The sequence below is a fragment of the Bacillus sp. FDAARGOS_235 genome (genome assembly GCF_002073415.2).
GTDB classification, from domain to species: Bacteria; Bacillota; Bacilli; order Bacillales; family Bacillaceae_G; genus Bacillus_A; species Bacillus_A toyonensis.
In genome coordinates, this window is the sequence record NZ_CP020437.2 from 4557029 (window position 1) to 4578527 (window position 21499).

General features: G+C 33.7%; 22 protein-coding genes. 16 read left to right on the top strand and 6 right to left on the bottom strand.

Going from position 1 to position 21499, the window contains the following annotated elements:
- Positions 1-99 precede the first annotated feature (99 nt).
- The 4 genes from A6J74_RS25865 to A6J74_RS25880 are packed head-to-tail and all read left to right on the top strand — an operon-like array spanning position 100 to position 3454.
- Entirely contained in the window at positions 100-1086 is a 987-nt protein-coding gene (locus A6J74_RS25865; protein WP_000932618.1) for a UDP-N-acetylglucosamine 4,6-dehydratase family protein, read from the top strand.
- Positions 1083-1994: an SDR family oxidoreductase gene (locus A6J74_RS25870; RefSeq protein ID WP_000739100.1), complete on the top strand. Its 912-nt coding sequence runs from the start codon at positions 1083-1085 to the stop codon at positions 1992-1994. The genes A6J74_RS25865 and A6J74_RS25870 overlap by 4 nt, the downstream gene beginning before the upstream one ends.
- Positions 1991-2341: a DUF6572 domain-containing protein gene (locus A6J74_RS25875; RefSeq protein ID WP_002104803.1), complete on the top strand. Its 351-nt coding sequence runs from the start codon at positions 1991-1993 to the stop codon at positions 2339-2341. The genes A6J74_RS25870 and A6J74_RS25875 overlap by 4 nt, the downstream gene beginning before the upstream one ends.
- Before the next feature lie 48 nt (positions 2342-2389).
- The gene (locus A6J74_RS25880; protein ID WP_001035077.1) at positions 2390-3454 is read left to right on the top strand and encodes an undecaprenyldiphospho-muramoylpentapeptide beta-N-acetylglucosaminyltransferase; all 1065 of its coding nucleotides are present in this window, start codon (positions 2390-2392) and stop codon (positions 3452-3454) included.
- A gap of 104 nt (positions 3455-3558) precedes the next feature.
- Here A6J74_RS25880 and A6J74_RS25885 read toward each other — a convergent pair whose 3' ends face one another.
- Positions 3559-6279 (bottom strand): sensor domain-containing protein, encoded by a 2721-nt coding sequence (locus A6J74_RS25885; RefSeq protein WP_000773577.1) that lies wholly within the window; start codon positions 6277-6279, stop codon positions 3559-3561.
- 435 nt (positions 6280-6714) lie between these two features.
- On the opposite strand from A6J74_RS25885, the gene A6J74_RS25890 reads away from it, so the two are divergent.
- From A6J74_RS25890 to A6J74_RS25900, 3 genes are all read left to right on the top strand, one after another.
- Positions 6715-7518: an alpha/beta fold hydrolase gene (locus tag A6J74_RS25890; RefSeq protein ID WP_000882567.1), complete on the top strand. Its 804-nt coding sequence runs from the start codon at positions 6715-6717 to the stop codon at positions 7516-7518.
- Between the two features lie 108 nt (positions 7519-7626).
- Entirely contained in the window at positions 7627-8202 is a 576-nt protein-coding gene (locus A6J74_RS25895; protein WP_000102868.1) for a histidine phosphatase family protein, read from the top strand.
- 325 nt (positions 8203-8527) lie between these two features.
- Positions 8528-8845, top strand: a complete 318-nt coding sequence (locus tag A6J74_RS25900) for a hypothetical protein (RefSeq protein WP_000738320.1) — start codon at positions 8528-8530, stop codon at positions 8843-8845.
- A 119-nt stretch (positions 8846-8964) separates the two neighbouring features.
- Here A6J74_RS25900 and A6J74_RS25905 read toward each other — a convergent pair whose 3' ends face one another.
- Positions 8965-9609 carry a YczE/YyaS/YitT family protein gene (locus tag A6J74_RS25905; RefSeq protein WP_001241268.1) on the bottom strand — a complete coding sequence of 215 codons (645 nt, stop codon included), beginning with the start codon at positions 9607-9609 and terminating at the stop codon, positions 8965-8967.
- 196 nt (positions 9610-9805) lie between these two features.
- Between A6J74_RS25905 and pepT the strand changes: the two genes are divergently transcribed.
- A complete protein-coding gene (gene pepT, locus A6J74_RS25910; RefSeq protein ID WP_000807008.1) occupies positions 9806-11038 on the top strand; it encodes a peptidase T in 1233 nt (410 codons plus the stop codon).
- A 39-nt stretch (positions 11039-11077) separates the two neighbouring features.
- Here pepT and A6J74_RS25915 read toward each other — a convergent pair whose 3' ends face one another.
- The 3 genes from A6J74_RS25915 to A6J74_RS25925 are packed head-to-tail and all read right to left on the bottom strand — an operon-like array spanning position 11078 to position 13093.
- Complete coding sequence (locus A6J74_RS25915) at positions 11078-11989, bottom strand: DNA-3-methyladenine glycosylase 2 (protein ID WP_000123492.1); 912 nt, start codon at positions 11987-11989, stop codon at positions 11078-11080.
- On the bottom strand, positions 11986-12516 hold the full coding sequence (locus tag A6J74_RS25920) for a methylated-DNA--[protein]-cysteine S-methyltransferase (protein ID WP_001089819.1): 531 nt from the start codon (positions 12514-12516) through the stop codon (positions 11986-11988). The genes A6J74_RS25915 and A6J74_RS25920 overlap by 4 nt, the downstream gene beginning before the upstream one ends.
- Positions 12497-13093, bottom strand: coding sequence for a bifunctional transcriptional activator/DNA repair enzyme AdaA (locus A6J74_RS25925; RefSeq protein ID WP_000551292.1), 597 nt, complete (start codon positions 13091-13093; stop codon positions 12497-12499). The genes A6J74_RS25920 and A6J74_RS25925 overlap by 20 nt, the downstream gene beginning before the upstream one ends.
- 154 nt (positions 13094-13247) lie before the next feature.
- Here A6J74_RS25925 and A6J74_RS25930 point away from each other — a divergent pair, with 154 nt between their 5' ends.
- The 6 genes from A6J74_RS25930 to A6J74_RS25955 all read left to right on the top strand — a co-directional run bounded on the left by A6J74_RS25930 (position 13248) and on the right by A6J74_RS25955 (position 18994).
- A complete protein-coding gene (locus A6J74_RS25930) occupies positions 13248-14006 on the top strand; it encodes an exodeoxyribonuclease III (protein WP_080609627.1) in 759 nt (252 codons plus the stop codon).
- A 303-nt stretch (positions 14007-14309) separates the two neighbouring features.
- Positions 14310-15275 (top strand): iron-hydroxamate ABC transporter substrate-binding protein, encoded by a 966-nt coding sequence (locus tag A6J74_RS25935; RefSeq protein WP_001035500.1) that lies wholly within the window; start codon positions 14310-14312, stop codon positions 15273-15275.
- Between the two features lie 27 nt (positions 15276-15302).
- Positions 15303-16310, top strand: a complete 1008-nt coding sequence (locus A6J74_RS25940) for a FecCD family ABC transporter permease (protein ID WP_001173039.1) — start codon at positions 15303-15305, stop codon at positions 16308-16310.
- Positions 16303-17325, top strand: a complete 1023-nt coding sequence (locus A6J74_RS25945) for a FecCD family ABC transporter permease (protein WP_000920443.1) — start codon at positions 16303-16305, stop codon at positions 17323-17325. Before A6J74_RS25940 ends, A6J74_RS25945 begins: the two co-directional genes overlap by 8 nt.
- A 14-nt stretch (positions 17326-17339) precedes the next feature.
- Positions 17340-18161 (top strand): ABC transporter ATP-binding protein, encoded by an 822-nt coding sequence (locus A6J74_RS25950; RefSeq protein WP_000025775.1) that lies wholly within the window; start codon positions 17340-17342, stop codon positions 18159-18161.
- 14 nt (positions 18162-18175) lie between these two features.
- Positions 18176-18994, top strand: a complete 819-nt coding sequence (locus A6J74_RS25955) for an alpha/beta hydrolase (RefSeq protein WP_001098325.1) — start codon at positions 18176-18178, stop codon at positions 18992-18994.
- Between the two features lie 44 nt (positions 18995-19038).
- Here A6J74_RS25955 and A6J74_RS25960 read toward each other — a convergent pair whose 3' ends face one another.
- Positions 19039-19728 carry a class I SAM-dependent methyltransferase gene (locus tag A6J74_RS25960; RefSeq protein ID WP_001104348.1) on the bottom strand — a complete coding sequence of 230 codons (690 nt, stop codon included), beginning with the start codon at positions 19726-19728 and terminating at the stop codon, positions 19039-19041.
- Positions 19729-19815: 87 nt separating this feature from the next.
- Between A6J74_RS25960 and A6J74_RS25965 the strand changes: the two genes are divergently transcribed.
- Both A6J74_RS25965 and A6J74_RS25970 read left to right on the top strand, forming a co-directional pair.
- On the top strand, positions 19816-20886 hold the full coding sequence (locus A6J74_RS25965; RefSeq protein ID WP_000273065.1) for a helix-turn-helix transcriptional regulator: 1071 nt from the start codon (positions 19816-19818) through the stop codon (positions 20884-20886).
- Positions 20887-21194: 308 nt separating this feature from the next.
- Positions 21195-21422 (top strand): hypothetical protein, encoded by a 228-nt coding sequence (locus A6J74_RS25970; RefSeq protein WP_000849103.1) that lies wholly within the window; start codon positions 21195-21197, stop codon positions 21420-21422.
- The last annotated feature ends 77 nt before the right edge of the window (positions 21423-21499 follow it).

Sequence of the window (21499 nt, forward strand, 5' to 3'; positions counted from 1 at the left end):
AATGTAACAAATGACAATTATGATTTGAATCAATTGAAAATAATTCAATAGCTTTTAATAAATACAATTTTTATGAAATGTACAGCAGGAGGAAAAGAAATGCTTAATAAAATAATTTTAATTACTGGTGGTACAGGTTCGTGGGGACATGAACTTATAAAACAATTATTAGAAAAATCACCGAAAGAAATTAGAGTTTTTTCAAGGAATGAAACGGTTCAGTTTGAAATGCAGCAACAGTTTATAAATGAAACTAGATTAAAATTTATCATTGGAGATATTCGTGATAAAGACCAACTCGTCTATGCTTGCCAAGATGTACATTATGTATTCCATCTTGCAGCTTTAAAACATGTTCCAGTATGTGAGTATTATCCTTATGAAGCTATAAAAACAAATATACATGGTACGCAAAATGTAATTGAAGCATCTATCCAGATGCAAGTTGAGAAAGTTATATATGTTTCAACAGATAAAGCAGCGGATCCATCAAATACGTATGGGATGACAAAAGCAATTGGTGAAAAATTAATGGTTCATGCGAATGTGCAAACGCAGAAAACAAAATTCATTTGTGTTCGTGGTGGAAATGTTTTAGGGACGAGCGGAAGTGTAGTGCCGCTTTTTAAAAAGCAAATTAAGAAGTCTTCACAAATAGGAATTACCGATGTAAATATGACTAGATTTTTCTTAACGATTGAAGATGCTGTTCGGTTGTTATTTAAAGCAGCATTTGACGGAAGAGGAGGGGAAATCTTTGTCATGAAAATGCCGGCATGTAAAATTACAGATTTAGCAAAGGTGTTGATCGAAGATTCGAAAAAAGAATACGTGAAGATAAAAGAAGTAGGGATAAGGCCAGGTGAAAAATTAAGTGAAATGCTTTTATCTGAAGTAGAGAGTAAAACAAGTATAAGTTTTGATCAAAATTATTTTGTGGTACTACCGACTATTCCTATAGAGGGACTTCAAGAATATTATGCTAGTTATCCGCTTGTGGATGTGAAGAGTTTTAGTTCTCAACAAGACTTACTTGCAAAAGATGAGGTGAAACAAATGCTATTAAAGGGAGGATTTCTACGATGAAAAAAAATGCAAGCCTTTTAATAACTGGTGCAAATGGTTTCACAGGTAGACATGCTTGCCAATATTTTTTAGAGCAGGGCTTTCATGTAATTCCTATGTTTCAAAACCGTCCACATAGAGAAAACATCGGAAATAGTATTACTTGTGATTTAACTAATAAGAGCGAAGTAATGAAGGTAATGAAACAAATAAAACCAGACTATGTATTGCATTTAGCAGGAAGAAATTCAGTTATAGAGTCTTGGACAGCTTCTCTTGAATACATGGAGATTAATGTAATAGGGACTTTGTATTTATTAGAAGCGATTAAGCAGGAAGCTTCGCATTGTAAAACATTAGTTATAGGATCTGCATTGCAAGCAGATAGTATGAATAACATAAAAGTTTCAAATCCATATAGTTTAAGTAAAACGATGCAAGTCCTTATTGCAGAGGCTTGGGGCGGATTAATGGATTCAAATATTATCATTGCAAAGCCCTCAAACTTAATTGGTCCAGGAGAATCGAATGGCATTTGTTCGATTCTCGCAAAAAAAATGATAGATATAGAATCGGGTAGGAGTAAAGCGATTATTGAAGTAAGCAGTTTGAAAGATAGTAGGGATTTTCTAGATGTACGTGATGCGGTTAAAGCGTATCATGTGTTATTACGTAATGGTATAAATGGGAAACAATATAATATTGGATCAGGAGTGAGACGATCTTTATTAGATGTACTAGAACAATATAAAAGATTAACACAGCTCCATTTTACTATAAAAGAAACAGAGAATAGTGGAAGCAGCTCAAATGAGAGCTTAGTAATAGAGGATATAAAAAAGTTAGGTTGGATCCCAGAAATTCAATTTCATCAATCATTAAAAGATGTACTTGAATATGCGAAGTGCAGTGACATCTGCATGCAATGAAAAATAAAAAAGGGTGTAAGAAGTATATGAATGTGAATGGTTATGAAGCAATAAATAATCAAAATACACTATTTCTTTCGATTGTCGATAGGCTGGATTGGAAAGATGAAGAAGCGCATGTTTTGCACATCTATGAGGCGATAAATAAATGTCGAGCATACGTGGAAAAGGTTAATCGGAAAAATCCAGCAGTAGAGATGGGAATTAGGCCTGTAATCCAAGTCTTTACTCAGTGTGAATGTAGTGAGTATGGAAATGATTTTTATGAACTCATCAAAGATCTTTTGCAAGATATAGGATTTGAGTTAAATATTTATATAAATAATAGTAAGTTTACTTACATGTAATAGATTGATATAAAGCAAGATTTTTAATGATAAAGGTGGATATAAGTTATGAATAAAAAGATTCTCTTTACTGGGGGCGGTACAGCAGGACACGTTATGATTAATATGGTATTGATTCCTAAATTTATGGAAAAAGGATGGGGAGTTGAGTATATTGGATCTCAAAATGGAATTGAAAAGTTATTAGTTCAAAATGTTAAGTACAATAGTATTTCAACGGGGAAGCTTCGGAGATATTGGGATTGGGAGAACTTTAAAGATCCTTTTAAAATTATAAAAGGCTGCTTACAAAGTTATAAATTAATTAAGAAAGTGAAGCCAGACGTTATCTTTTCGGCAGGAGGATTTGTTTCAGTTCCTGTAGTTATAGGGGCATGGTTAAATCATGTACCAATCGTAATACGTGAGCCAGACAGTACGTTAGGGTTAGCAAATAAAATAGCATTGCCTTTTGCTACAAAACTATGCACAACATTTCCTCATACAGGGGAGAATGTAAGTAACGAGAAAAAAGTTTATGTAGGACCAATTGTAAGGGAAGAAATTGAGAGAGGTAGCGTATTACGAGGAAGAAGTTATTGTGAATTTCAGCAAGATAAGCCAGTATTGTTAATTATGGGTGGGAGTCAAGGGGCTAAGTGGATAAATGATATGGTAAGGAAAAGTTTAGATACATTATTATTAAGTTTTAATATTGTTCATATGTGCGGTAAAGGAAAGGTAGATTCATCTATTGGCATGGAAGGTTATATGCAATTTGAATATATAGGGGAAGAATTGCCGCATATATTGAATATGGCAAGTGTTGTCGTTTCCAGAGCGGGTTCTACTGCTATTTCTGAATTGTTATTTTTGAAGAAACCGATGTTGCTTATCCCGTTAACTAACGGTTCCAGTAGAGGGGATCAAGTTTTAAATGCTGACTATTTTTCTAGGCAAGGGTATGCGGAAGTTTTACTTCAAGACAGAGCAAGTAATAGTGCATTTACACATGCAGTAAACCGGCTATATGCAAATAAGGAGAGATATGTTCAAAACATGAATGGATATAAGAAAACAAATGATGAGGGGATTCATCAATTAATAGATTTAATAAATGAAGTGGTGAAATAATAGAAAGTTAAATAGAAAAACAAAAGGAAAGAAGGTATCTTCTTTCCTTTTGTTTTTCAAATTCATTATTATATAGCCTATTATATTCTGTATAGAGCTATATACTATAGACGAATACCGTTTTTTAACAGCTTAGTAAATGCATTAGAATAAATAGGTTTACTGTAATAGTAACCTTGAATAAACTGACATTTATTTTTTTGAAGGAAATTCACGTGTTCTTTCGTTTCTACACCTTCAGCGATAACCGACATCTCTAATGTATGTGCTAATGTGATGATTGTTTTAATGATTTCCATTCCATCTTCACACGTTTCAGACATTGTCATAAATTCCCTCGGGATTTTTAAAGTATCGATTGGATATAAAGGTAAGTAAGCAAGCGAAGAATAGCCTGTACCAAAGTCGTCGATTGAAATGTGAATTCCTAAATTTTTTAGTGTACGCAGTTTTATTAATGTTTCTCTTTCATCCATCATTGCAATTCGTTCTGTTAATTCAAGATCGAGAGAACTTGCTGGTAAGCCTGTAGTTGCTAAAGTAAATGAAATAGACTTTACAAAATCTTCTTGTTCAAATTCTTTAGCAGATAAATTTACTCCTATTTTTAAATGAGAATACCCGAGTACATGCCAACGTTTCATTTGCTCACAAGCTTGTTGTAATGTCCATTTTCCTATTGGAATAATTTGTAGTGTTTCTTCAGCAATAGGAATAAATTCGTATGGAGAAATAACACCTAATTCGGGATGGTTCCATCTGATCAAAGCTTCAGCACCGATAATTTTGTTAGATTCACTGTCAACTTGAGGTTGATATAAAAGGAATAATTCTTCATTTTGAAGTGCATTTGGTAAATCTTTCTCTAATCGTAATCGTCTTTCAATTTTTTTAGCGATTACATCGTCATAAATAGAGACTGAATTAAGCTCTTTTTCTTTCGCATCATACATTGCGACATTAGCATTTTTCAAAAGTGTAGAGGCATCGATTCCAGAATGTGGATAAATAGCGATACCAATACTAAGTGATACATTTAATTTTTGTTCATGTATGACAAATGGTTTTTTCATACTTTCAAATAATTCGTTACATAACTGGAATAAGGAATCATGGTCAGTATAGTTTTCAATTAAGATTGTGAATTCATCGCCACCGATTCTTGATACATAAGTATGTGATGGAAGACATGATTGGAATCGCTGTGCCACTTCTTCTAATATGTAATCACCTGACGAATGCCCAAGTGTATCGTTAATTGCTTTAAAGCGGTCTAAATCTAAATATAATAATGCGAACTCACTATTTATTGTTTGAGCATTCTTTATAACTTTTCTTAATTTCTTATGGAAATAGGCTCGATTCCCAATTTTCGTTACAGCATCGTGGAATGCTAAATATTTTATTTCTTCTTGTTGTTTTTTGTGTGCGGTAATATCCTTTACCATAATATAGCTTCCTGAAATTTGTCCATTTATCATAATAGGGACGATGGTAACGTATAAAAAATAAATAAAACCATCTTTATATTGAGAACTAAGTTGTAAGGATGCCGATTTTTGTTGTTTAACTTTTTCTAATGCAGTTAACAGTTTGTGTTTATCTTCATCTAAAATGATCGAGAAACATGTCTCACCGAGTAACTCGTTTGTTGGTGCTCCGAGTAGGACGCTTCCTGCCTTATTTACATTTAAGAACACTCCATTTAAATCAATTGTAAAAATAGGGTCAGGGTGATATTCATATAATGATTCGAATTTTTGCTGTTTCTCAGATAGAGCCTCTGACTTATGGACTAAATCAGAAGTCCTTAAAGTAACTTTATCTTCAAGTTGAGCATTAAATGCTTGTAGACGTTTTGTTAGAGTAGCATTTTGCATACCCACAATAGAATGTCGAATAAGTACAAAAACAAAAGCGATACAATTTCCTGTAATGAGAGTGGAAGATGATGTTTGTTCTTTTAACGTAAACCCGATTAGTATTGCGACGGCAAGGTAGGGGAATACGACTAAAACTTTTTTCCCTAATTTAGGGTGTACAGTAAAATAATTTTTATTGCTATTATAATCGTCTGAAATGGAACCAGCTATTGCGATAAGTAATATAGGTACTCTATATAAAAGACGTAATAGCGTTATAGTATCATTTGCTAAATGGCTATATAGGTAGAAGTAAATATAGTTAAAAGTTGCAGAACTTATTAATACAAAAATAAAAATATAAATTTTCCGTTTGGAATTAAAAACAGTTGGGCGGAAAAAGAGACTAACACTTAGTAGAAGAAGTAATAGGTCTGCAATTGGATATAGAAAGGAAAGAAAAATATCTCCCAGTGAAAGGGAAAATATATTTAAATCTGGCTGATTAAATAAATACCATTCTAATGTGAATACGGAAATGAGTACTATGCATAGATCACAAATAAAGAATGCCTTTTCCCATTTGTTGCATTCTTTTAAGATTTTATAGCAGAAAGCGATAAGGCAGAAGACTAGAAAAAACATGTAAAACACATCAGAAACAGTAAAACGATGTATTGGAATCTCAAAAAACTTATCTTGATACGTATATACTATTTTTCCTAATAAAAAACTACCAATTGCTATTGTGATACATATCCAAAAAGGATTTGAACTAACTTTTTTAGAATATATAGAGTAAATTAGTGATACAAATGTAATGGCTTCAATGATGAGTGAAGCGAAGCGTACATTGAAATTTGAAAAATGAGTAGGGAACAGAAAGAAAAACATAAAATAGATTGAATAGCATACTAATGTTGTAATTAATATGCATAGTTGTAAATTTTTATTTAATTTCAATAAAATCACCTTCTTTAATTACGTACCATATTCGTAATATCTATACATAATAATATTACTTAAGGATTGTATCAGATTTCCATATAAAAAGCATGCTAATAAGAAAAGAATTGAAGAGTGTAATACTTCTTAAAATTGAAAAAGTATTGCGTTCAATAATTTTTAGTTTATAAGGAATATAGATAGAATTTGTATATTTAGTCATCCTTTAGATTTTAAAGGTTTTTTAGTGATTTGCAAGCAGAGATGCAACATTACATATAAAATGACAAGGGACTTCCTTCTAAGTTATAAAACGAAAGGGAAGACTTTCTGTTTTAAAATCTGAAAATTTATAATTGAAAATAAGTTCTGGGAAGTAATATGATAAGAAAGTATGATTTTGTGGGTTTGATAGTGTTGCCATTAAAACTATAAAAAGAGGGTGAACTTTTAATGTTATGTCGAATTAAAGATGCAGAAATATACTACGAAATTGTTGGAGAGGGGAAACCAGTCCTTATTATACATGGGTGTGCCCCTGATCATAGGTTAATGCAAAGATGTATGGAATCAGTATTTCAGAAATATGAAGGATATCAAAAAATTTATATTGATTTACCTGGCATGGGAAAATCGAACGCTCCAGATTGGATAAATAGTTCAGACCATATATTAGAAGTACTTATTGCATTTATTGAGGAGATTATTTCTACTGAAAAATTCTTATTGGTAGGAGAATCGTACGGAGGATATTTGGCTAGAGGGATACTCTCAAAGATGTCTGAGAAGGTGAATGGATTATTGTTAGTATGTCCTGTTGTTGTAGCACAACCAAAAGAAAGACTTTTACCGGATAAACAGGTACTTGTACGAGACGAGGAGTTTTTAAATACGCTCACTTCTATCGAAAGAGAAGAATTTTGCGATTTGGCAGTGGTAGCAAATGAATATACATATACACGATTCAAAGAAGAAATTAAGCCAGGATTAGATGTTGCTAATTATGAATTTATTGAAAGGTTGCAAAAGAATTACCCTCTTACTATAGATTTTCACCGTAAGAAATATGAGAAACCCGTTCTTTTATTAGCTGGAAGACAAGATATAACAGTAGGGTATCAAGATATTATAGGAATGATTGAAAATTATCCAAGAGCGACATTAGCTGTGTTAGACACGGCAGGACATAATTTGCAAATTGAACAGCCTGAACTATTTGAGAGTTTAGTAGGAGAGTGGATTAGAAGAACAACTTAGCAAAGTGTATAAAGTATATTAAAGGAGAATAAATTAATATTGCGATTACGCCTAAGTTTTTGGATGGGACAGATTAACGTGATGTATAAACAATCTTAAGGAGGAATTATGAGTACATTTATTTACATGGTTAGACATGGTGAATCACTTAAAATAGAGGGGAATGAAAGAACACGTGGATTAACTGAGAAAGGAAATTTAGATACTCATAGAGTAACTGAGATATTAAAAACAGAGGGAATTGATACTTTCATTTCAAGTCCGTATAAGAGAGCTATGTTAACGATAGAAGAGGCAGCTAATTTCTATGAAAAAGAAATAGTAGTATATGAAAATCTTAAAGAGTGTCGATTTGCAAGTGAGGATCAGATTATATTAGACAAAGAGGTGTATCCACTTGTAAAGAAGATGTTCTCTAATCCGGACTTTGCACGAACGGAAGGAGAGTCATATGCGGATTGCCAGAGAAGAGTAGTGAAAGTATTAAAAGAAATCTTAATGGGTTTTCAAGGGCGCAAAATTGTAATTGGTACACATGGGCTTGTCATGACATTGATGATGAACTATTTTGATAAGCAATATGGGCTTGAATTTTTAATGAATACAGCAAAACCGGATATATATAAGATGGAATTTAAAGAAGAACAATTAATGAATGTAGAGAGATTATGGAAAGCTGAATAAAATTGGTTGCATGGATTTTGCTGTAAAAGTTACTTTTATAGCAAAATCTTTTTTATTTGAATAGAAAGCATCTTTATCAACTATTTTTAGAATGTTACATCAATAAGTAATTATTCAGTGTTTGAATAAATTATGGGGGAATTGGTTTAGGGAAACAATTTTAAATGTGTCAAAACTCCAAACGTTGGATTTATATGCATTAGGAGAAAAAGATGTAGAATTTTGTCTTGTTGTACGTGTTTACTTTTTATTCCGTTACATATAGGCTTTGTGGTGTAAGGGGGAGACATCGCCTTTGCGCTAAATTTAGAAGGAGGTCATTGTGATGAAAAAGATGAAGAAATTTGCGGGAGTAGCTTTAGCGGGGACAATTGGATTAAGCGGACTACTTTTTTTAGAACCGAGTATAAGTGCTGCAGAAACATCGCAAGTGCAAGAGGAGAATGTTAATGCGATTCATGTAAAGATGAATCAAAGTGAGCATTATTTATTGAGTGGTAGAAGTATTGATGTTCTTTCGGGAGATAAAGAAGCAATTCAGCTAAATAAATATACAATTAGTTTTAGTAAACCTGGCGAGTATGTGATTAGGGTAAATGGTTGTGTTTATGACGATATCTATACTTTTACTGTGAGTGAGTAGTATATATTTTTATATTGTGAGATAAAAAAAGAAACACCCTATTTGCGGTGGGAATCGTAAATAGGGTGAATTATTTGTTAGAAAGTTAATGAAAAGAGCAATAGGTATTCAGTTGTATTTTATATATTTTCATTAATTTGCTCTTTATTTTTGTTATGTAAAGTATGTAAAAGTGTTTGAAATACTGTAAATGATTGCTGAAAGATTGGACTTTGAATAAAAGTGTATAGAAACGTTACGATGAAAACAGGACCTCCTAGCATATATCCAATAACTAATACAACGCATTCTACTATGATTCTAGCACGACTAATAGACAGTCCCGTTTTGTCGGAAATAGTAAGCATGAATCCATCGCGAGGTCCAGCGCCAATTCCAGCCGCAACATACATACCTCCCCCAATACCTGTGATTGCAATACCGGAAAATAAGATGAGTAAGTTTATCCATAAATAATGAGTAGCGTTTGGAAGGATATTTGATTGTAAGAAAAAGTCCATAATAGGACCGATAAGTAGTGCATTTAAAAATGTGCCCACGTTTATATATTTTCGATCTACTAGTAAAGAAATGAGAACGAGACATAATCCACATATGACACTCCACGTACCAATGGTCCATCCAAATCTTTGGTAGAGGGCCATATTTAAAACTTCCCACGGATGCAAACCGAGAAATTTAACTTTGACTGCAAGAGCGTTTCCAAGGCCAAAGAAAATTAATCCTAAGAAAAAAAGAAAATAGCGAAAGAGAGTTAGCCTCATCTTTAAAACCTCCCATATTTTATAATTATGTATGTTACCTGTTACGGTTTTAATGTACAAATATTATGTCTTTTTATCATTCGTTTAAAATTGTTAACAATGTAAATGAAATATACATCTTCACAGTCAAAAAAGTTAAAATATTTCGTTTTAAGGATTATAATGGAGAAAGAAACAGAAAAGGGAGTGAACGAACTTGAAACAAGAACTTATTGAAAGATTTACGAGATATGTAAAAATTGATACCCAATCAAATGAAGAAAGCCATACAGTACCAACAACACCCGGACAAATTGAATTTGGTAAGTTATTAGTTGAAGAGTTAAAAGAAATTGGGTTAACAGAAGTAACGATGGATGACAATGGTTATGTGATGGCAACACTTCCCGCTAATACGGACAAGGATGTGCCTGTAATCGGATTTTTAGCCCATTTAGATACGGCAACAGACTTTACAGGGAAAAACGTAAAACCACAAATTCATGAAAATTTTGATGGTCATGCAATTACGTTAAATGAAGAGTTAAATGTTGTATTAACACCAGAGCAGTTCCCGGAATTACCATCATATAAAGGTCATACGATTATTACAACTGATGGTACAACACTTCTAGGAGCAGATGATAAAGCTGGTCTTACAGAAATTATGGTTGCAATGAACTATTTAATACATAATCCGCAAATTAAGCACGGGAAAATAAGAGTAGCATTTACACCGGATGAAGAAATTGGTCGTGGGCCAGCGCATTTTGATGTAGAAGCGTTTGGTGCATCATTTGCTTACACGATGGATGGAGGTCCATTAGGTGGTTTAGAGTATGAAAGTTTTAATGCTGCAGGTGCTAAGTTAACGTTTAACGGAACGAATACACATCCTGGAACAGCGAAAAATAAAATGCGTAACGCAACTAAACTTGCTATGGAGTTTAATGGGCATCTACCGGTAGAAGATGCACCAGAATATACGGAAGGTTATGAAGGGTTCTATCATTTACTTTCTTTAAATGGTGATGTTGAGCAAAGTAAGGCGTATTACATTATTCGAGATTTTGATCGTGAAAATTTTGAGACACGTAAAAATAACGTTGAAAATATTGTGAAGCAAATGCAAGAGAAGTATGGGCAAGATGCGGTCGTTTTAGAAATGAATGATCAATATTATAACATGCTTGAAAAAATTGAACCGGTAAGAGAAATTGTTGATATTGCATATGAAGCGATGAAAAGTTTAAATATCGAACCGAACATTCACCCGATTCGCGGTGGAACAGATGGATCACAATTATCATATATGGGATTACCGACGCCAAATATTTTCACTGGTGGTGAAAACTACCATGGTAAATTTGAGTACGTTTCGGTAGATACTATGGAAAAAGCTGTTCAAGTTATTGTAGAAATCGCAAGACGATTTGAAGAACAAGCTTAGAAAAGAACCAAGTAGTACGAATGTGCTACTTGGTTCTTTTTAATATAGCACTCGCCACAAATAAAAAGTTGCATAAGATTCCCAATTTGTCCAGTTTGCCGCAAAGTCTTTTATTTCATTTTTAGTCGGTTTATTTTGGGAACCTGTAATAAATTTAATTGCATTATGCAGACCAACATCATCAATTGGAAAGGCTGAAGGGAAGCGTAAACAGCGCATTAAAACATAGTGGGCAGTCCACGGTCCTATACCATGGATAGCGGTTAATTGTTTTTCAGCAATTTTTACATCTTGTGTTTGTGGTAACGATTCTTTTGATAGTTTCCCTTCTGTAATAAGCTTCGCAATACCGATTAAATATTCACATTTTCTAGTCGTCATTTTTAATTTTTTAAGATCCTCTACATGTAAATTTGCAATTGTTTCAGGTGATGGGAATATCCTATGTTTTCTATCGTTCCATTCTACGTAACTTCCAAATTGTTCAACTAATCTTCTTTTTAGCGTATAAGCATATGCGAGGTTAATTTGTTGACCGATAATTCCCCAGGAAAGTGCTTCAAATAAATCTGGAATACCTAATGTGCGAAGCCCATAATAATCTTGAATAGGGCCTTGAAGGAGTGGATCATGTTTAGCTAATGTATAAAAAGGAGCTAAATCGGTAGTGAAATCAAACCACTCTATTACATAGTTAGCTACAGCATCACATACCCATTTTTCAGAGTTATAGGATTCTCCTAAAAAACGTATTTGAATATTTCCGTCAGTATTTATACTAATTTCAACTAAAGGGTTTACATGTTCAACAGGAATGACTTTATAAATTTTGTTATCTTCAATGTGAAACATACATTCATTGTTAGAACGTGATAGATAGCGTAAGTTTTCTTGGAAATTAAATTCTTTTGGAGCTGCTAAAGTCAATGCGTTATTATATTCTGCTGTCATATGAATTCCACCTGTAATTTTTCTAATGTGAGCAATTCTTTTTTCATTTCTAATCCGCCTCTAAAACCAGTTAGTTTTCCATCTTTTCCTATAACGCGATGGCAAGGAATCGTAATGAGAAGAGGGTTGGCGGCAATAGCAGAAGCAACGGCACGCACAGCTGTAGGTTTTTGAATTCTTTCTGCAATTTCTGAATAAGAATAGGTCTTCCCGTAAGGAATTTCACGTACCGTATTCCAAACGGATAATTGAAAAGCAGTTCCGTAAGCATCGATAGGGAAAGTAAAAGTTTCACGCTTGTTTTCTAAATACTCGATAATTTCTTTCGTATATGTTTGCATGTAATCTGGATTGCAAGTCAATATATGTTGGGGCTTTTTTTTTCTAGCCCATATATTTAGTTCTTCAAAGTTTGCGTCTTGTGATCCAATAAAACAAATTCCATTTTCAGTTGCCGCAATATGAAAGCACCAATTTTTATGTGTAAGTAGCGTCCAATATATAGATTTATTTTTGTAGGAATTCATTATTGTCTCCCTCTTTCATTACGTTCTTTTTTCGATATTCAGTAGGAGTAAATCCAGTTTTCGTTTTAAATAAAGTTGCGAAATACTCTTGGTTTTCTATCCCGACAGCAGTACTAATTTCCTTAACGGATTGCTTTGTATGTGAAAGATATTCCGTCGCTTTCACAATCCTGAATTGCTGTATATATTCCATTGGGCTAATTCCTGTTATTCTTTTGAAAGTGCGTTGTAAATGAAAGGGACTACCGTGGCACATTTCCGCCAGTATGTCGAGAGTTAATGCTTCGTCAAAATGCTTTGCAATATACTCTTTAATTTGTACTACCCACTCTTCATTTGGTAAAGTGATCCCATTTGGTTTACAACGTTTGCACGGACGAAAATTTTCATGCAATGCTTGTTCTGCATGAAGAAAAATTCGTACATTGTTTTGATTCGGTATTCTTGATTTACACGATGGTCGGCAAAAGATACCAGTTGATTTCACAGCATAAAAGAATTTGTTGTCATAGGAAGAATCATTATGAATAATTGCTTGCCAATACTCACTTGTTAACGTAAATCCTTCATTGTGCAAAGAACATCACCTCTGAAATTAGTATAACCTGAATAAAGTGCGTATGTACGTATTCAAAAATGTAAGAGCAAGATTACAAAGATGAAAATATGATTGTTTTTCTATTTTGTGATAGCATGAACTTTGAAAGTGAACAGCAAGAGGAGGATTATAAGTGAAGTTAATTTCATGGAATGTAAATGGTTTACGTGCAGTTATCGCAAAAGGTGGATTTTTAGAATACCTTGAGGAATCTAATGCAGATATATTTTGTCTACAAGAAATTAAATTACAGAGTGGACAAATTGATTTAAATCCAGAGGGATATTATACATATTGGAATTATGCTGTGAAAAAAGGCTATTCAGGAACGGCAATTTTTATGAAAAAAGAACCGCTTTCTGTTACGTACGGTTTAGGCATTGAAGAGCATGATCAAGAAGGAAGAGTCATTACTTTAGAATTCGAAGATTTTTACATGATAACGTTATACACGCCAAACTCAAAACGAGGATTAGAGCGTTTAGATTACAGAATGGAATGGGAAGATGATTTCAGGACTTATATAAAGCAATTAGATGAAAAGAAACCAGTTGTTTTCTGTGGAGATTTAAATGTTGCTCATAAAGAAATAGATTTAAAAAATCCAAAAAGTAACCGTAAAAACCCTGGATTTTCTGATGAGGAAAGGGAGAAGTTTACACGTATTTTAGAAGAAGGATTTGTTGATACGTATCGTCACCTTTATCCTAATCAGGAAGGCGCATACTCTTGGTGGTCCTATCCTATGGGAGCAAGAGCGAAAAATATCGGATGGCGTTTAGATTATTTTGTTGTCTCTGAAAGAATAAAAGGGCAAATAACAGATGCGAAAATTAACAGTGAAATAATGGGATCAGACCATTGCCCAGTTGAATTACATATAAATTTCTAAAAAAAGAAGTATCTCGCTAATAATAGGCGGATACTTCTTTTTAATTCAGTTTGTTAAAATTTTTCAAATCATTCTTGAAATAATTGCATATTAAATATATACTTAGTAACGATAATCATTATCAGTGAAAAGGGTTATCAATGGATGAAGTGTGAAAGAATTATAGTTTAGGGGAAGTGAACGAGAATGAGTTCCGGATAAAATTATTAATCTAATGAATTATATGCATGGAACAAGTTTCATGTAGTTAAGTTTTTATATAAAAATAATCTATTTACAGGTTTCGAGAGGAGATATATAAAGATGAACAAGAAGTTATTTACGTTAGGGATGGTTACAGTTTTAAGTGTAGGGTTAGCGGCATGTAATAGTGCGGATAAAACTTCAGGGGAGCAAAAGCAACAGACAAAAGCTACGGAAACGAAAAAAGACGAAAAGCGAAAAATTACATATTTAGGTAAAGAGTATACAGTGCCAGCAAAAGTAGATAAAATTGCGACAGCTAGTTTAGAGTCAATGGAAGATGCGGCCGTACTTGGAATTAAACCAGTTGGTGCGATTACTGTAGGTGGTAAATTACCAAAGTATCTTGAAAAAGATTTAGAGGGTGCAAAATCTGTTGGTGAGAAAATGCAACCGAATTTTGAAACATTACTTCAATTAAAACCAGATGTTATTACATCAAGTACGAAATTCCCAGCAGAAACAGCTGAAAAGTTTACAAAAGTAGCTCCGACGTTCCCGGTATCACACGTTTCAACAAATTGGGAGGATAACTTAAAGTTAATGGGAGAATTAACTGGTAAAAAAGATAAAGCAGAAAAGATTATTAAAGATTACAATGCGGACGCTGAAAAAGCAAAAGCAAAACTAGGAGATAAGTTAAAAGACAAAAAAGTACTTGTCGTTAGACTAAGAGCAAACGAATTATTCCTATATCCTGAAGGTGTATACTTTAACCCTGTCATTTATAAAGATCTTGGACTAACTGCTCCAGAACAATTGAAAACTGTAAAAGCACAAGAGAAAATTTCATTTGAAAAACTTGCTGAACTTAACCCGGATTATATTTTCTTACAATACGAGGCAAGTGAAAATAAAAACCCGAAAGTACTAGAAGAAATTGAAAGCAATCCAATTTGGCAAAGTATGAATGCTGCGAAAGAAAAGAAAGTATTTGTAAACGTTGTGGATCCAATGGCACAAGGTGGTACAGCTTGGAGTAAAACAGCATTCTTAAAAGAAGCAGTGAAAAATTTATCTAAATAATACAATAAGTAAGGTGCGTTGAATGATATGCAGAAAACAAATGCAGTACCAGTAACTATATTATGTATAGCACCCATACTCATCTTAGCTACAGTTATACTTTCTATTTTGTATGGTGCGAAAAGTATTGATGCTGAAACAGTGTGGAACGCATTATTTCATTTTGATTCAAGCGATGTAAATCATAATATTATTATTACTTCACGTTTACCAAGGGTAGTTGCAGCTCTTTTAGTCGGAGCATTTCTAGCCATATCAGGAGCACTTATGCAGGGGATGACAAGAAACTATCTTGCATCCCCTTCTATTATGGGTGTGACGGATGGTGCAGCCTTTGTTATTACACTATGTATGATTTTTCTTCCAGGAATGTCATCAATCGGTATGGTTTTATGTTCAATGATTGGTTCTGCACTAGGGGCCGGTATCGTGTTTGGTTTTGGCTCACTTCTTCAAAATGGCTTATCTCCTGTTAGGTTAGCAATTATAGGGACAGTTATTGGAACATTTTTAAGCAGTGTATCAGCTGCGATGGCTTCGTATTTCCAAATCTCTCAAAATGTTAGTTTTTGGTTTAATGCAAAGTTAGACCAAGTGGACCCTAATATAATTAAAATCACGATACCTTTTGGGATAATTGGGATAGTTTTAGCGCTGTTAATAGCGAAATCTATTACCATTCTTTCTTTAGGAGAAGAAGTTTCTATTAATCTAGGGCAGCGTACAAAACTAGTAAAAGCGATGGCAATTTTATCAGTAATTTTTTTAACAGGAACAGCAGTTGCTTTAGTAGGAAAAGTTGGTTTTGTAGGCTTAATTATTCCACACATTACTCGCTTTATTATTGGGGTAGATTATAAGTGGATTTTACCATGTGCGGGTGTTATTGGTGGAGTTTTCTTAGCTTTATGTGATGTATTAAGTAGATTTGTAAACTATCCATTTGAAACGCCAATTGGAGTCGTTACATCTTTAATTGGGATTCCTTTCTTCCTTTATTTAATCCGTACAAGAGGAGGAGAGAGACATGCTTAAAAGTTCAAGTCAACGTTTTGGAATGACGATGGGGATTATTATATTTTTAATACTATGTGCCATTTATATTAGTTTAACGAATGGAACGTTTGATATTACGATTACAGATGTATTTAAAACACTTTTTAGAATAGATCCGTTACCAGAGCATGATTTAGTTATTTTTGAGTTTCGTCTTCCGCGCATTGTAATTGCTGGATTAGTAGGATTAGGATTAGGCGTTGCGGGTGCTGTAATTCAAGGGATTACGAGAAATGGTTTGGCGGACCCAGGTATTTTAGGAGTAAATGCCGGAGCAGGTACAGCTATCGTCATTTTTATGTTTTTCTTTCAAGGACAATTAAAGAGCACAGACTGGATTTCTATAATGATGATGCCGATGTTTGGCCTAGTTGGTGGATTAGGTGCAGCCATTATAATCTATCTGTTTTCTTGGAAAAACGGTAAGTTAGATTCGCAGCGACTTTTGTTAACAGGGATTGCAATCGGTTCAGGGTTTGGCGCATTCTCTATGTATTTATCACTCAAAATGAAATCATCTGATTTTGAGATGGCTGCAGTTTGGGTGTCTGGAAGCATATATAGTGCAAACTGGAAGTATATTATTGCTATGTTACCGTGGCTTATCATTTTAATTCCACTTATACAGAAGAAAGCTTATTTATTAGATTTATTTCAATTGGAAGAAACGAGTATTACGAGTTTAGGTGTTTCAGTAGAAAGAGAGAAATCAATTTTACTATTAAGTAGTATCGGACTTGTGAGCGCATGTGTTGCTGTTTCAGGAAGTATTGGTTTCATCGGACTAATGGCACCGCATATAGCGAAAAGACTTGTTGGTATTCAGCATAAGCATATCATTCCTACGTGCGGAGTAATCGGAATGTTTCTTGTAATTGCTTCAGACTTTATTGCAAAAACAGTTTTCACACCTGTAGAGTTACCAGTTGGAATCGTTATTTCTATTGTCGGTGTACCGTATTTCTTATATTTACTTTATAAGGCGAAAGCGTAAGAGGAGGAATAAAAGTGAGTATTTTAAGTGCAAAAAATTTAGAAACGAGTTATGAAAAACTTACAGTGTTTCGCGATTTAAATGTGGAAATACAAGAAGGAAAAGTAACGACAATTATAGGGCCAAACGGGTGCGGTAAATCAACACTATTAAAAACGATGGGACGAATTTTAAAGCAAAAAAGCGGAAAAGTTTATTTGCAAGGACAGGATTTAAATACAATTCCAACGAAAGAAATTGCCAAGCTGTTAGCCTTACTTCCGCAAACTCCGATTGCACCAGGAGAGCTTAAAGTAGAAGAATTAATTTCTTATGGACGCTATCCACATCGAAATAACGTAAACAAGTTAACCTCAAAAGATAAAGAAATGATTGATTGGGCATTAGATATAACGAAAACTTCAGAATTTAGAACGAGACAAATTGCAAATTTATCAGGTGGTCAACGACAAAAGGTATGGCTAGCGATGGCTTTAGCGCAAGAGACAGAAGTGTTGCTATTAGATGAACCGACTACATATCTTGATATGTCTCACCAATTAGATGTATTGCAAATTGTAGAAAAGTTAAATAGAGAACATAATTGTACGATTGTAATGGTATTGCATGATATTAACCACGCAGCAAGGTTTTCCGATGAAATTATTGCAATGAAAGATGGGGAAATTGTTACAACTGGTAGTCCAGAAGAAATTATTACAAATGAAGTATTAAAAGAAGTATTTCATATTGATGCGCGTGTCATGATTGACCCGTATAATGGGGCTCCTGTTTGTTTCGGTTATGATAGTGTTGTATCTCAAGAAGAAAAAGTAGAAATATATGTAACGAGTTAAAAGGGGGAGATAGGGTGAATACTACTATTGAAAAACAGCAGATTATTACATCTAATACAGAACAGTGGAAAATGTATTCAAAAGTAGAGGGTAAGGAATATCAAATTCATATTTCAAAGCCGAGGCAACCAGCACCGGATTCAGGATACCCTGTCATATACGTATTAGATGGCAATGCCTTTTTTCAAACATTTCATGAAGCGGTTAAAATACAATCAGTAAGGGCTGAAAAAACAGGTGTTTCACCAGCCGTTATAGTAGGTATCGGTTATCCAATTGAAGGAGCATTTTCAGGAGAAGAAAGATGCTATGATTTTACACCTAGCGTAATTTCAAAAGATGCTCCTTTAAAACCAGACGGTAAACCGTGGCCTAAAACAGGAGGAGCACATAACTTCTTTACTTTTATTGAAGAAGAAGTTAAACCGCAAATTGAAAAAAGTTTTGCGATTGATAAAGGAAAACAAACGTTATTTGGGCATTCGCTAGGTGGCCTATTTGCTTTACACATACTATTTACAAACGTAAATGCCTTTCAAAATTATTTTATTAGTAGTCCATCTATTTGGTGGAATAACCGATCTGTACTTGAAAAAGAAGAGAACCTTATAAATGAATTAAACAATGCTAAGTTTGAAACAGGGGTATTCCTTACAGTTGGGTCACTAGAACGAGAGCATATGGTTGTAGGTGCAAATGAATTATCAGAGCGACTTCTCCAAGTAACACATGATAAACTTAAATTTAAGTTTTATGAAGCGGAAGGGGAGAATCACGCATCTGTTGTCCCAACGTCTTTAAGTAAAGGATTGCGATTTATTAGTCAAGTGTAGAAGAAGTATATGAAAAAAGGTAAGCGATTGCTTACCTTTTTTCATTATTGTTTTATTGCTACGTATCCATCAATTAAAAAGCTAGTGAAAAAGCGATTGATTTGAGTAAATCCACATTCCTCCATAATAGCAAGTAGATTATTTTCGGAAATAGGAAATATGTCTGTTTCAAAAGAATTTTCAAACCGGTCCCAATCTTCTAATGGAATTTGATTTTGTATCATGTAGTTTTGCCAAGCATTCAATTGCGCAGAAAACATACTTGTATGGGGTACACCATTTATTGTAGAGAGAAAGAATGGAGCGTCAGGTTTTAAGCGCCTACTAATTTCATGAAGAAGCTCTTTTTTCTCCTCAATAGTTGGGATGAAATGAAGAACAAGCATACAGGTAGCGGTGTCAAATAACGAATTTGGTAATAATGAATGGACAGTTCCGTGTACGAAGTGAATTTGGTTCTGTACGCCTTCGTTTTCAATTCTTTTTTTAGCTAACTGTAGCATGCTTTCAGATGGATCAACACCTGTAAAAGATAAATTGCTATTTTGTTTACCTATTGAGAGGATCTCTTGTCCACCTCCAGCACCTATAACTAGTAAATTCGGATTGATATGTTCTTTAGGGAGTGTAGTAAACAAGAAATGATTTATCATGTCGTATAGGGTGTAATAGCTTGGGATTTTTAATGGAATTCTTTGTTCATATGAACTTACGGTAGTATCATTCCAATTCATTTTTGACCTCCTAAGTATATGTACTATAGCTTTATTATGAAATAAATGTATGAAGGTGAACAATCCCATAAATCTGGGGGGAAGAGGATGTATGAAAAAACAACGAAAGAAATTACAATGCTAGCGAATCGTATAAGTTCTATAAGGACATTTCAAAAGTCATTTCTCCACTTGATTCGTAAAGTTATTGATTTTGAAGCCGCTTGTTTTACAATTATAGACCCAATTTCTTTTTTATCTACTGGGGCATTTACGGATGCAAGTGTTGAAAAGATTCATCCACAATTGTTTATGAATGAATTTCTAGATGATGATTTTAATAAATTTAAATATTTATCAGAACACTCACCTCATGTTGCTGCTCTTAGTATGGCGACAAATGGTGAGCAAAAGAAAAGTTCTAGATACCGAAATATTTTAAAACCAGCAAGTTTTGGAGATGAATTAAGGGGCGTTTGTATAAGTAAGGGGAAATGTTTTGGGCATCTTAGTTTATTTCGAGGGAGTACCAGTCCCGTTTTTCATATCGATGATTGTAAGTACTTAGCAACGATAGTCCCAATTGCTGGAGAGGCTTTAAAAAAGGCATTTCCTATACCTTTTTCAGAAGAGAAGGTGATAGGGACAGGCACGATTATATTAAGTGAGGATTTTAATTTATTATATTGGAATCAAGATGGCAGCGATTGGCTCTCAAATCTTAGAAAGTATGAACAGTTAAATATAAAAGAAATACCAAGACCAATACGAGCAGTTTGTTCGAAAGTAAAGGCTAACGAATATAATGTAGATTGCATACGGAGAGAAGAAAAAGTTTGTATACCTTTAGCCTATGGACATTTTCTAATCATTCGGGCCAGTAAGTTAGAATGTACAAGTAGTTTTCAGGCTGGTTATGTTGTTCTTTTCGAAAGAGCAAGACCAGAAGAAATTTTTCCGCTTATTATGGAAGTTTATAGTTTTACAACACGTGAGAAGCAAGTAGTACGTAAAATTCTTACAGGTATGTCGACAAAGGAATTAGCCCAAGAACTGTGTATATCTATATACACAGTACAAGATCATTTAAAATCCATTTTTGAAAAGACTGGGGTAAGTAGTAGAAATGAACTTGTGTGGGAAGTTTTTTCGAGATTTTGCTTTGATGTTGATAAATAAAAATAAAACAAGTCTACTAAAATCACATGAAGTACGGTGGCTGAGTTGTAAAATAGGGCTGAAAAAAGGTTATGGATGAAACATTCCGTAACCTTTTTTCATAAGTAGAATTGTCCTTTTTGAAAGTTTTGTTTCAACTTTTCGTCTAAAGAGACAAAAAGTTGTCACATTTCCGTCACAATTAGCATAAACATAAAATAGACGAAATGAACTTATTTCCAAAAAGGCTTGATTCATTCAAATCAAGAGGAATAGAGCTGAAAAAGCGCGGATTAAAAGTTCACTATATTCTCAAGGAGGTAGATCGTATGAAAACTATTCTTGCTATCGCTGGACTGATTTGGGTTCTATCACATGGCATCCCAATTTATGAAGGAGAACAAATTCGCAGTGCTCTGAATAAAAATTTTAATGAATATCATATCATTGATCGGCAAGATAATGTTGTGACAGTTCGAGTGAATGATTGTTTTCATACGGTGACCGTTGAAGGAACTTCAGTAGTGAATGATACAAAAGTATGTGATCAGCAATAACTATATATAGGAAGAAAAAAGTCTCAATTTAAACGTGTGAAGATTGAGGCTTTTATATTTGTAGGCGAATAATAAGC